Raw genomic sequence first — 11914 nt, forward strand, 5'->3', positions numbered from 1 at the left:
TTAGCAATATCACGGTAATAGACGGTGAATTGGTAGAGGGAAAACCCGATGGTACCCTTGTGCCTTTAGGACAAAAAGCCCAGTTTGGGAAAATGATATCTATAAAAAAGGGTGTCTATAAATTAAAAAAAGCGATATGAAAAAAAATATAGCAATAATAATGGGGGGCTACTCTGAAGAAGCTCCTGTTTCTTTAAAAAGTGCAAGGGTGGTAGCTAATCACCTTAATAAAGAAAAATACACACCTTACTTAGTGCGTATCGATAGAGATAAATGGGTGTATGTTGATGAACAGAATACTGAATACCCTATCAACCGCAATGACTTTTCAGTAGTAATAAACGGGCAAAAGATTACTTTCGAGGCGGTGTTTAACGCTATTCACGGTACCCCAGGGGAAGACGGTTATCTACAAGCGTATTTTAATCTGATAGGCTTGCCCTTAACAGGCTGTAGTATGTATGCTTCGGCATTGACCTTTAACAAACGCGATATGTTATCGGTGCTAAAACCTTTTGGTATTCTTTCAGCTCCGTCGTATTATCTGAACAAAGGGGAAAGCTATAGCACTGCCGATATAGTAGCTAAAGTAGGATTGCCTTGCTTTGTAAAACCTAATAAGGCGGGTAGTAGCTTAGGCGCTAGCAAAGTAAATGAAGAAGCTGCTCTGAGAGAAGCTATTGATAAAGCTTTTGCCGTAGATGATGAGATACTTATAGAAAGTTTCTTGAAAGGAACAGAGATTTCTATAGGCGTGATTAAGTATCGCGGAGCTATAAAGGTGTTGCCAATGACTGAAATAGTGTCAGAAAATGACTTTTTTGATTATGATGCTAAGTATAACGGCAAATCGCAAGAGATAACCCCTGCGCGTATTTCGGAAGAGATGACGGCTAAAATTAACGCTTTGGCAGAGCGCGTGTACCGACTGTTGAAAATGGAAGGTTTTAGTAGAAGTGAGTTCATTATAGTAGGGGATACCCCTTATTTATTAGAGATGAATACGACCCCAGGTCTTTCGGAAGCAAGCTTACTGCCACAGCAAGCCAAAGTAGCGGGGATTAGTTTGGCAGACTTATTTGAAAGCGAAATAGAACGAGTACTTAACTAAACAATTAACCATTGAAAAGAGCTTTATTTCCTGGGTCTTTTGACCCTATTACGTTAGGACATTTTGATATTATACGTCGCGCTTTGGCTCTATTTGACGAAATAGTAGTAGCTATAGGTGTAAATGGTGATAAGAATTATATGTTTACCGTTGAACAGCGCAAAGAGTTTATAGAAAAAGCCTTTGCCGATGAACCCAAAGTGAAGGTAAGTACTTATCAGGGACTGACAGTTGATTATTGCAGAGAAATCGATGCCCAATTTATCTTAAGAGGTCTTCGCAACCCTGCCGACTTTGAGTTTGAGAAAGCTATTGCACATACTAATCGCACCCTATCTAAGATAGAAACTGTCTTTTTGCTTACGGCAGCGCGCACCTCTTTTATATCATCGTCTATTGTACGCGATGTGATTCGCAATAACGGTGATTATACGGTATTAGTGCCCGAGAGCGTAAGAGTATAAAATGAAAAAAGAAAACTTAAAAAATAAAAAATATGTGTGGAATCGTAGGTTATTTGGGCAAACGTGCCGCTTTCCCTATCGTGATTGATGGGCTTAGACGTTTAGAATATCGAGGCTATGACAGTGCTGGCTTTATACTAAACGCCACAACTTTTCATACTGAGAAAACTAAAGGTAAAGTATCTGACTTGGTGGCTAAAGCAGGAGCTGATGTGCCTGCTTATGGTAGCGGTATGGGGCATACGCGTTGGGCTACTCACGGAGTGCCTAATGATGTTAATTCGCATCCTCATCTGTCTAATTCGGGCAAGATAGCTATCGTGCATAACGGTATTATTGAGAACTATGCGAGTATTAAGCAAAACCTTATCAAAGAAGGATTTACCTTTCATTCTGACACCGATACTGAGGTATTAGTGAATTTTATTGAATATTTCAAACAAAAAGAACAAACAGACTTAGCTACAGCGGTACGCTACGCCCTTAATGAGGTAGTAGGAGCTTTTGCTATTGCCGTAATGGAAGAAGGTAATCCGCAAGAGATAGTAGTGGCACGCTTAGGGAGTCCGCTGGTAATCGGTGTAGGTACTGATGAGTTTTTTATTGCTTCGGATGCTTCACCATTTATTGAATACACCCAAAATGCTGTGTATTTAGAAGATGGCGAAATGGCTACTATTCGCCTAAATGAGCCTTTAAAGGTGATTAAAATAGGTAGTAATGAGGCTGTGAGTCCTTTTGTACAGCAGCTGAAGTTAAACCTTGATGCTATAGAAAAAGGAGGTTATGACCACTTTATGCTCAAAGAAATTTACGAGCAACCTAAGTCTATACAAGATACAATGAGAGGTAGGTTGTTGCCTGACCATACTACTAAACTCTTAGGAATTGAAGCGCATTTGGAAAGTTTTCTCAATGCTAAACGCATCATTATTGTGGCTTGTGGTACCTCGTGGCACGCTGGGCTGGTAGGTGAGTATCTCTTAGAAGAGTACGCACGCATTCCTGTAGAAGTAGAATACGCTTCGGAGTTCCGCTACCGCAATCCGATTATCAATAAAGATGATATTGTTATTGCTATTTCGCAGTCGGGAGAGACCGCTGATACTTTGGCAGCCCTTAAATTGGCAAAAGAGAAAGGCGCTTTTATCTATGGAATTTGCAACGTAGTAGGCTCTTCGATAGCTCGTATTACCGATTCGGGCACTTATACCCACGCAGGTCCTGAAATAGGAGTGGCTTCGACCAAAGCCTTTACTACACAGCTTACAGTGCTTACTCTTATCGCTTTGCACTTAGGACATAAAAAAGGCACTATTTCTGACGAGACATATCAGCGTTTATGCGAAGATTTGGGTAAAATTCCTTCGCTTTTGGAGGTTACCCTCAATAAAGTGCACGATAATGTGAAAGCAATAGCAGAAAGCTATAAGCACGCTACTAATTGTTTGTATTTAGGACGTGGTTTTAACTTCCCAACGGCTTTAGAAGGGGCATTGAAACTGAAAGAAATATCGTATATTCACGCCGAAGGTTATCCTGCTGCAGAGATGAAGCACGGGCCTATAGCCCTTATTGATGAGAATATGCCTGTAATATTTATTGCACCCAACAAAGGGCATTATGATAAGGTAGTATCTAACGCTCAGGAGATTAAGGCACGAAAAGGCAAAATTATAGCCGTAGTAACAGAAGGGGATACCCAAATGGCAGGTTTGGCTAACCACGTGATTGAGATACCTGAAATTAGTGAGGCTCTTACGCCAATCTTGGCTTCTGTCCCTTTGCAATTGCTCTCTTATTACATTGCTATCAAACGCGGTTGTAATGTAGATCAGCCTCGCAATTTAGCCAAATCAGTAACTGTTGAGTAGAGATAATTTGTTAATTTTTTAAATAGGAATGAGTCAGTTTGCGCAAAAGAAGTGAATTGACTCATTGTTTTATTTGTCATTTAACAAAATTTTATTACTTTTGCAGGCATAACCAAAAATAAAAAACAAAAGAACAATGAATACGGTTACTCGTTTGTTTGATATTCCTTATTATCAACAAACTAAATACCCATTGGACGATGCTTTTGCAACCAAATACAATGGGAAGTGGGAAAAGACTTCAACACAAACTTATATTCAGAAAGCTAACTGCGTAAGTAGAGGACTATTGCGCTTAGGAGTTAAAAAAGATGATAAAATAGCTGTCATTTCGAGTACTAATCGCACTGAATGGCACATTTTAGATATTGGTATCCTACAAATAGGGGCGCAAAATGTACCTATCTATCCTACCATTACTTTAGAAGATTTTGAGTATATACTAAACCACTCTGAATGTAAGTATTGCTTTGTTTCTGATAAGGTGTTATTAGATAAAATTACTTCTATCAAAAATAAATTACCGCATTTAATTACTATTTTTACCTTTGATACAGTGGAGTTAGCTCACTCTTGGCAAGAAATCTTTGATTTAGGAGCAGATGAAAGCAATCAACAAGAGGTAGAAGATCTTAAAAATAGCATTAAAAAAGATGATTTAGCTACTATTATCTATACTTCAGGTACTACTAACCGTCCTAAAGGAGTAATGCTCTCTCATTGGAATATTATTTCTAATATTATCAACTGCCAAGATAGGCTTCCAATTTTACCAGGCTCTACAGCACTTAGTTTTTTGCCGGTGTGCCACGTTTTTGAGAGGATGCTTACTTATCTTTATCAGTATGATGGATTGCGTATTTATTTTGCTGAGTCTATCGAAAAAATAAGTGAAAATCTTCAAGAAGTTAAACCGAATATCCTTACAGTAGTACCTCGTCTTATAGAGAAGATTTATGATAAAATATTTGCTAAAGGTACAGAACTTAAGGGGATTAAGAAAAGGCTTTTCTTCTGGGCACTCGGTTTAGGATTTCGTTATGAACCTTATGGAGCCAATGGCTTCTGGTATGAAATTCAATTGAAAATAGCGCGCAAGCTTATCTTTAGTAAGTGGCGTGAAGCCTTAGGAGGACGTATACAGATGATAGTCTGTGGTAGTGCTGCACTTTCTCCGCGTTTAGCAAAAGTATTTTCGGCAGCAGGGCTTACTATTATGGAAGGCTATGGGCTCACTGAGACTTCGCCTGTGATCTCTGTCAATCGCGAATCAGGTAGGTATTGGAAGATTGGTACCGTAGGAAAGCCTGTGAATAATGTAGAGGTTAAAATAGCTGAAGATGGAGAAATTCTTGTTAAGGGAGAAAATGTGATGTTAGGCTATTATAAAAATGCAGAACAAACCGCTGAAAATATTACAGAAGGCTTCTTTCATACAGGCGATATTGGCGAGCTTGATGCGGAAGGTTTCTTAAAAATAACAGATAGGAAAAAGGAAATCTTTAAAACTTCAGGAGGAAAATATGTATCCCCTCAGCTTATTGAAAACCAGTTGAAGCTCTCTCGTTTTATTGAAAATGCAATGGTAGTGGGTGAGGGAGAGAAGATGCCTGCTGCTATTATTCAGCTTAACTTTCCTTTTGTGAGGGAATGGGCAAGACGCCATAACCTGAAAATAGGTAATACAAATGCCGAAATAGCTAAGAGTGAAGAGGTTCATAATCGTGTAGCCCAAGAGGTAGAAAGGGTAAATAGACATTTGGGAAAATGGGAACAGGTAAAACTCTTTGATTTTACCCCTGACGAATGGACGATTGACGAAGGACTTCTCACACCTACGCTCAAGCTTAAGCGCCGCGTTATAAAAGAAAAATATATTGATATCTATAATAAGTTTTACGACAAGTGAGAGAAATAACCGATATTACTACTTTTACCTCTGAAAAGCCAACTGTCATTACTATTGGTACTTTTGATGGTGTACATCTGGGGCATCAGAAAATTATCAAAAGGGTGGTAGAAACAGCACACAAAAACGGACTATTGGCGACAGTCTTTACTTTTTTTCCTCATCCGCGTATGATAATACAGCACGACCAACAGCTGAAGCTTATCCATACGCTGGCAGAGAAGAAACAGTTTTTACAGTCGCTGGGAGTTGATTTGCTTATCGTACAGCCTTTTGATGAGGCTTTTGCGAACCTTTCTGCTGAAGCTTTTGTGTCTGAGCTTTTAGTAAAGCATCTCCGTGCCAAAAAGGTAATTATAGGTTATGATCACCATTTTGGTAAAAATCGCACTGCTAATATTGATAATATGCGTCTTTTTGGGGAACAATATGGTTTTTCAGTAGAAGAAATTCCGGTGCAAGAAGTAGATGAGGTATCTGTTAGTTCTACTAAGATAAGGCAAGCCCTCAATGAGGGGAGGGTAGAGATAGCTGAACATTATCTTGGAGTACCTTATAGTTTTACAGGTAAGGTAGTACACGGGCTCAAATTAGGTAGAACTATAGGCTTTCCTACCGCTAATCTTCAGGTAGAGGCTTCTTATAAGCTGATACCTAAAGATGGGGTATATGTAGTGTATAGTCTTATTGGGGGGCGAAAAGTATACGGTATGATGAGTATAGGTAAGAACCCTACTATTCAAGGAAAAGGAGCTTCTATTGAGGTTTATTTCTTTGATTTTAATCAAGACCTTTATGGGCAAGATTTGACTATATATTTTGTGAAATATCTCCGTGAAGAACGGAAGTTTTCATCAGTATCACTTCTTAAAAAACAAATTCAAGATGACGAAACAGCAGCAAGAAAAGCAATTGCGCTATGATAAAGCTTATATGCGAATGGCTATGGAGTGGGCTAAACTCTCATATTCTCATCGCAAGCAAGTGGGAGCTATAATGGTAAAAGACCGTATGATAATATCTGATGGTTATAATGGTACGCCTACTAGTTTTGATAATTGCTGTGAAGATGAAGAGGGCAATACCCATTGGTTTGTGTTACACGCTGAAGCAAATGCTATAATGAAAGTAGCAGCTTCTACACAATCTTCACAAGGAGCTACGCTCTATATTACAATGTCTCCTTGCAAAGAGTGTAGCAAACTCATTTACCAATCGGGTATTAAGCGTGTAGTTTATAAAGAGGGGTACCGCGATAATGAAGGTCTAGCATTCTTAGAAAAAGCAGGAGTTGAGCTTGTACATCTCGAAGAGGTAGAACAATAAAGTTATTATAGGAGATAGATTGAAATAAAAAAAAGACGCTGTTAGAAATTTTGGAAGGTTAAACAGCGTCTTTTTCAAAAAATACATTAATTATGGCTGAGATTGAAAACTCTTGAAAAGAGCTTCCATTTTCTCTTTTTCTTCATCAGCTAAGGCTGCATCTACTAATATGCGCCCACTGTGTTCATCAGTGATGATTTTCTTGCGAGAAGCTATCTCAACTTGTACTTGAGGAGGGATAGTAAAGAAAGAACCCCCTGAAGCGCCACGTTGTATAGGTACTACTGCTAAACGATTGACTACACTCTCGCGTATGCGTTGATAAGCCTTTAATAAGCGCTCTTCTATCTTAGCAGCATACTCTTCAGCTTTTTCTCTTAAGAAAGCTTCTTCTTTTTCTGTTTCAGCTAATACTGAACCTAATTCAGCTTTTTTCTGTTTTAAGTGAGCATCGCGCTGAGCTTTACGTTCGTCTACCTGCTTAATAGCTTCTTTTTTCTGGTCTACCAACACCTTTCCTTCTTTGATGCGCTTTTCTGCTAATTGTACTTCCAATTCTTGGAATTCTATTTCTTTAGATATAGAGGTGTATTCACGGTTGTTACGCACGTTTTTCTGCTGGGTACTGTATTTCTTTATCAGTGCCTTTGCCTCTTCTATCTTTGCCTTCTTTTCCGCAATACCTGCTTGCAAGGCATCTAATTCTTCTTTGAATTTAACGTGTCGTTTCTTTAGCCCTTCTACCTCATCTTCAAGGTCAGATACTTCTAATGGAAGCTCGCCACGTGTGTTCTGTAGTTCATCAATTTTTGAGTCAATAAGCTGTAAATCATACAAAGCTCTTAACTTTTCTTCTACGGTAATATCCACTTTTTGTGCCATATTTACGAATAATATTTGATAGGATTGGTGTCCACTTTTGATATTGAGACTGCAAAGGTAGGAATTTTTTTTGAAAGAAACTCAAATAAAAGTAATTTTATGTATTGTTCGCTTTCATAATGTCCTATATCAGCTAATAATATTTGCCCTTCAGCCTTGAAAAAATCGTGGTATTTAAAGTCTGCCGACACAAAAATATCAGCACCTGCTCGTTTAGCATTTTCAATAGCAAATGCACCGCTACCACCTAATACAGCTACTTTTTTTATAGGTTTTCCTCTTAAAGCACTATACCTGATACCCTTTGCTTGCATACGTTCTTGTAGTAATGCCAAAAAGTTAGTTTCACTCATAGCTTCGCTCAGTTCACCTATCATTCCCATTCCTATATGTTGGTGATTGTTTTCAAGAGAGTAAATCTCATAAGCTACCTCTTCATAAGGGTGATTTTGTAGCAGAGCTTTTAGTATAGCACTTTGTAGATGTTTAGGAAATATAACACCTATTTGAGTCTCAGCTTCAGTGTGAAATACATTTGGTGTGCCAATAGTAGGGTGAGAGGCATCATTGCCCTTGTAAGTGCCATTACCTTCAATATTAAAACTACACTCAGCGTAATTGCCTATATTGCCAGCTCCTGCAGCAAACAGTGCCTTGCGGAGCATTTCAGCATCGGCTTTAGGTACATAGGTGATAAGTTTCTGAATAGTATGAGGCTGAGGTATAAGAATACGTCTGTTTTGTAGCCCTAAACGGTCGCAAATAGAGGCGTTTACCCCCTCAAACTGATTGTCTAAAGCAGTATGCATACTGTAGATAGCAATATGGTGCTGTATAGCTTTCATTACTACGCGCTCTACATATGTCTTACCTGTCAGCGATTTGAGTCCGCTAAAGATAATAGGGTGGAAGCTGATAATTAGGTTTGAACCTATAGCGATAGCTTCGTCTATTACTGGCTCTAACGTGTCTAAGGTGATGAGCACTCCAGTCACTTCTTGCTCAGCATCGCCTACTAATAGACCTACATTGTCAAAACTTTCAGCATAGTTTAGCGGAGCAAGCTCTTCTAAGGGTACGATAATATCTTTTACTTTCATTGTGTTATTTATTTGATACCTAAGTGTTGGCGTACTTCAGCTACAGTTTGTTCGGTAAAGAGAGCTTCTAAGTTTTTCCATACACTGTGGTAGCCATAAGGGCCATTTAGCATTTCTTGTTTAGCGTCTTTTATACTCCAATTTTGGTAGATAATGCGGTACATAGCTACCATTATACCTGTACGGTCAGCCCCGTGATAACAATGTATGAGTACAGCCCCTTCTTGTTGATGCTGCCGTATAAGTTTCAGCGTTTGGGCTATTTCAGGAGCTTTGATGCGCCACGTTAGTAACGGATGGTTTATTAGCTTTACGCCTTCTGAAGGGGCAAACAGCTTTCTATCGCCTGATCGGGTGAAGTATCGCAAGTTGATAATCGATTTGATAGGAATACGCTTGATAATAGCCTTATCCTCGCTTACTAACTGTTCGCTACGGTATAGTAGTTCATCTACCTTATAGAGATTTGCCTCAGCATTCACAAGGGTAGCAGTCTGTTGTCCCCATAAGGAGGGTATGAGGCCGACAAATAAGTAAACGTAGATTAACAGTTTTTTCATAGCGTATCCTTTATTTCTTCATAGCGTTTTAATACATCATTCACATTTCTGATAGATTGTTTCGTCCAATGTACTAAGGTATCATAACGCTCTTCTTCAGTCAGTTGCCAGCGTAGGTCGCTGCGTCTAAGTCTATCGGTTAGTTGTTGTAATACAATGGCCACTGCTACTGATATATTCAGACTTTCGGTAAAGCCTACCATTGGTATTTTCAAAAAAGTATCAGCCTGCGAGAGTACTTGTTCAGAGAGACCTTCTTTTTCAGTGCCAAAGAAGAAAGCACTCTTTTTACTGATGTCAAAATCATTCAGAAAGTAAGCGTCTTTGTGCGGAGTGGTAGCTACTATCTGGTAGCCTTTAGCACGGAGGGTATCTATACAGTGCTGAGTGTTGTCATAGCGAAACACATCTACCCACTTTTGAGCACCCATTGCTATTTTAGCATCAAGGCGTTTGCCGAAGCGCCCCTCTATGCTGTGGGCTTGTTGCACTCCAAATACCTCGCAAGTGCGCACCACCGCACTAGTGTTGTGCATCTGAAAAACATCTTCCATAGCGACAGTGAAATGATTAGTGCGTTGTCCAATAATCTCGCGAAAACGCTCTTTGCGCTCTTCGGTTATAAATCTTTCTAAATAGGTTAATAACATTTTTTTGTTTTTTAAGCAATAGGTTAGCCGCTGTATTTCTCAAAAGCTTTGCGCCTTTCTATGGCAGCAGCTAATATCTCCCAAATAATAGGGCTTCATTCGCAACCGTTTTTCTAAGGATTATATTTTTATTCATTTTTTTTTGAGATAAAGACTTTGTCAAAGTCCTAAAACTCTGACAAAGTCTTTTTGCTAATAATATCAACAATGTTTTTATCTTATAATATCTTTGTATATAGGATTAGCAGTCTTATAAGCAGATGCACTACCATTAGGTACATAGATATTACGGAAATTAGTGTTGCTCATAGCTTTTATTTGAAAAGCAGTAGGATTCAAAATAGTTATAGTATGTAAGCTTTTACAATTTTGAAAAGCAGCTGCCTCTATTTCTCCTACCTTTTCAGGTAATGTGATATGCGTAAGCCTTGTACAGTTAAAAAACACCCTAGTTTCTATTTTAGCAAGTTCATCAGGAATATTGATGTTTCTTAGATTAGTACAATTAGCAAAAGCAAATCTACCTATTTTGGTGATGTTTTCAGGTAATTCTACTGTTTTTAGCTTTTCAGAAAGATAGAAAGCATAATCATTAATTTCTGTAACCTTATCTCCTACAATGATAGTAGTGAGTTGTAGCCCACGTCCAATAGTTTCTCCATTAAAAGCTTTATCAATCTTAGTTACTTCTCTTAGTTTAGGATCGGCATTCATATCTATGAAACGAGTATTAAGATTTTTCCATTTTAATAAGGTCTTACCATCTCCACTTAATTCATAATCACTATTGTTGATACTCTCATTAGTCAATGAAATACCCGTAGTAGGCCAAGAGCTATTTGCTTTAGGGCCGTAGAATATCTTAGTTTCTGTATCAATATAATAATCTCCGTCCTTACCTTGGGTAGTAGGTTTTCCCTTATCAGCATAGATTACCGAACCGTCTTTACCGGGGAGACCTCTTTCTCCTCTCTCTCCTTGAGCACCAGTAGCTCCGGGGTCACCTTTTGCTTTTATATTAGTATCATTGTTTCCAATCCACCAATTTCCATTGTCTCCAATATGGGGAGTTTCCCCATTTTTTCCGTTATCTCCCTTTGCTCCATCAGCACCTTTGTCTCCCTTTTTTCCATCTTTACCATCTTTACCGTCTTTTCCATCCTTTCCGTCTTTTCCATCTTTACCATTTTCAGCTTTAGCTTTGGTAGTAGAAGTTTCTCCATTTATCACCCAATAACCATAGCTATTAATAGTTATCGTAGGAGCGGCTCCATCTTTACCGTCTTTTCCATCCTTTCCATCCTTTCCATCTTTACCATTTTCAGCTTTAGCTTTAGTAGTAGAAGTTTCACCATTTATTACCCAATAACCATCGCTATTAATAGTTATCGTAGGAGCGGCTCCATCTTTACCGTCTTTACCATCTTTACCGTCCTTTCCATCTTTGCCATTAGTTCCATTAGAACCATTCTGTCCGTTGGCTCCGTCAGTTCCTTTAGCTTTGATATCTGTTTTTTGTCCGTTTACTACCCAATAGCCGTCAGCTGAAATGGTAGGAGTAATGCCATCTTTTCCATCTTTTCCGTCCTTTCCATCTTTACCATTAGTTCCGTTAGAACCATTACTGCCATTAGAGCCGTCTTTTCCTTCGGCCTTGATGCCTGTATTAGTTTCTCCAATGTACCAGTAACCTCCTTTGATGTTTGGTACAGGGGCGTCAGTTCCATTTTGTCCGTCATTACCTTTGTCGCCTTTCAAGCCGCGCAAACTGATAGGATTACCCCAACCTTCAGCAGTTTTAGCTCCATAAAGGTTTACTCCGCTAAGGTCTAAGTAATAATCCCCAACTTTCCCTAAAGAGGCATCAGGAACTCCATTGCCTGAAAGAATAGCATTGCCGCGTTCACGAATTACTTCTACACGTTCCTCAATAGTTTTAGTACATTGTACAGTGGTAAAACCTATACCACCTAACATAGCTATAAATAAGATTCTTTTCATTAACATTTGATATATTAATAGTTTAATGGTTGTAACT

General features: G+C 38.8%; 11 protein-coding genes. 6 read left to right on the forward strand and 5 right to left on the reverse strand.

All coding sequences use genetic code 11. The features are described 5' to 3' along the window. The first annotated feature begins 136 nt into the window (after window positions 1-136). The 6 genes from C8P65_RS03235 to C8P65_RS03260 all read left to right on the forward strand — a co-directional run bounded on the left by C8P65_RS03235 (window position 137) and on the right by C8P65_RS03260 (window position 6684). Entirely contained in the window at window positions 137-1111 is a 975-nt protein-coding gene (locus C8P65_RS03235; protein ID WP_107781272.1) for a D-alanine--D-alanine ligase, read from the forward strand. An 11-nt stretch (window positions 1112-1122) separates the two neighbouring features. Continuing rightward, complete coding sequence (gene coaD / locus C8P65_RS03240; RefSeq protein ID WP_009391227.1) at window positions 1123-1575, forward strand: pantetheine-phosphate adenylyltransferase; 453 nt, start codon at window positions 1123-1125, stop codon at window positions 1573-1575. Between the two features lie 32 nt (window positions 1576-1607). Then, window positions 1608-3449: a glutamine--fructose-6-phosphate transaminase (isomerizing) gene (glmS, locus tag C8P65_RS03245; RefSeq protein WP_107781274.1), complete on the forward strand. Its 1842-nt coding sequence runs from the start codon at window positions 1608-1610 to the stop codon at window positions 3447-3449. Between the two features lie 136 nt (window positions 3450-3585). Further along, the gene (locus C8P65_RS03250; RefSeq protein WP_107781275.1) at window positions 3586-5358 is read left to right on the forward strand and encodes an AMP-dependent synthetase/ligase; all 1773 of its coding nucleotides are present in this window, start codon (window positions 3586-3588) and stop codon (window positions 5356-5358) included. Then, window positions 5355-6281, forward strand: a complete 927-nt coding sequence (locus tag C8P65_RS03255) for a bifunctional riboflavin kinase/FAD synthetase (RefSeq protein ID WP_107781277.1) — start codon at window positions 5355-5357, stop codon at window positions 6279-6281. Before C8P65_RS03250 ends, C8P65_RS03255 begins: the two co-directional genes overlap by 4 nt. Next, a complete protein-coding gene (locus tag C8P65_RS03260) occupies window positions 6244-6684 on the forward strand; it encodes a deoxycytidylate deaminase (RefSeq protein ID WP_107781279.1) in 441 nt (146 codons plus the stop codon). The genes C8P65_RS03255 and C8P65_RS03260 overlap by 38 nt, the downstream gene beginning before the upstream one ends. Before the next feature lie 90 nt (window positions 6685-6774). Here the strand turns inward: C8P65_RS03260 and C8P65_RS03265 are convergent, their stop codons facing one another. The 5 genes from C8P65_RS03265 to C8P65_RS03285 all read right to left on the reverse strand — a co-directional run bounded on the left by C8P65_RS03265 (window position 6775) and on the right by C8P65_RS03285 (window position 11877). Beyond that, window positions 6775-7566 carry a zinc ribbon domain-containing protein gene (locus tag C8P65_RS03265; protein ID WP_009391232.1) on the reverse strand — a complete coding sequence of 264 codons (792 nt, stop codon included), beginning with the start codon at window positions 7564-7566 and terminating at the stop codon, window positions 6775-6777. Between the two features lie 2 nt (window positions 7567-7568). Continuing rightward, window positions 7569-8666: a Nif3-like dinuclear metal center hexameric protein gene (locus tag C8P65_RS03270; protein ID WP_107781281.1), complete on the reverse strand. Its 1098-nt coding sequence runs from the start codon at window positions 8664-8666 to the stop codon at window positions 7569-7571. Between the two features lie 8 nt (window positions 8667-8674). Next, on the reverse strand, window positions 8675-9226 hold the full coding sequence (locus C8P65_RS03275; protein WP_107781283.1) for a tyrosine-protein phosphatase: 552 nt from the start codon (window positions 9224-9226) through the stop codon (window positions 8675-8677). Further along, window positions 9223-9876, reverse strand: a complete 654-nt coding sequence (locus C8P65_RS03280; protein WP_107781285.1) for a TrmH family RNA methyltransferase — start codon at window positions 9874-9876, stop codon at window positions 9223-9225. Before C8P65_RS03280 ends, C8P65_RS03275 begins: the two co-directional genes overlap by 4 nt. A 213-nt stretch (window positions 9877-10089) precedes the next feature. Then, window positions 10090-11877, reverse strand: a complete 1788-nt coding sequence (locus tag C8P65_RS03285; protein ID WP_245887292.1) for a leucine-rich repeat domain-containing protein — start codon at window positions 11875-11877, stop codon at window positions 10090-10092. Between the last annotated feature and the right edge of the window lie 37 nt (window positions 11878-11914).

Origin of the sequence: Capnocytophaga leadbetteri, from assembly GCF_003054025.1 — a bacterium.
Classification (GTDB): domain Bacteria; phylum Bacteroidota; class Bacteroidia; order Flavobacteriales; family Flavobacteriaceae; genus Capnocytophaga; species Capnocytophaga leadbetteri.

What these genes read in the sequence shown, in the direction of transcription:
- C8P65_RS03235 (WP_107781272.1), top strand. Translation starts at nt 137, where the DNA reads ATGAAAAAAAATATAGCAATAATAATGGGGGGCTACTCTGAAGAAGCT.
- glmS (WP_107781274.1), top strand. Translation starts at nt 1,608, where the DNA reads ATGTGTGGAATCGTAGGTTATTTGGGCAAACGTGCCGCTTTCCCTATC.
- C8P65_RS03250 (WP_107781275.1), top strand. Translation starts at nt 3,586, where the DNA reads ATGAATACGGTTACTCGTTTGTTTGATATTCCTTATTATCAACAAACT.
- C8P65_RS03260 (WP_107781279.1), top strand. Translation starts at nt 6,244, where the DNA reads ATGACGAAACAGCAGCAAGAAAAGCAATTGCGCTATGATAAAGCTTAT.
- C8P65_RS03265 (WP_009391232.1), bottom strand. Translation starts at nt 7,566, where the DNA reads ATGGCACAAAAAGTGGATATTACCGTAGAAGAAAAGTTAAGAGCTTTG.
- C8P65_RS03270 (WP_107781281.1), bottom strand. Translation starts at nt 8,666, where the DNA reads ATGAAAGTAAAAGATATTATCGTACCCTTAGAAGAGCTTGCTCCGCTA.
- C8P65_RS03275 (WP_107781283.1), bottom strand. Translation starts at nt 9,226, where the DNA reads ATGAAAAAACTGTTAATCTACGTTTACTTATTTGTCGGCCTCATACCC.
- C8P65_RS03280 (WP_107781285.1), bottom strand. Translation starts at nt 9,876, where the DNA reads ATGTTATTAACCTATTTAGAAAGATTTATAACCGAAGAGCGCAAAGAG.
- C8P65_RS03285 (WP_245887292.1), bottom strand. Translation starts at nt 11,877, where the DNA reads ATGAAAAGAATCTTATTTATAGCTATGTTAGGTGGTATAGGTTTTACC.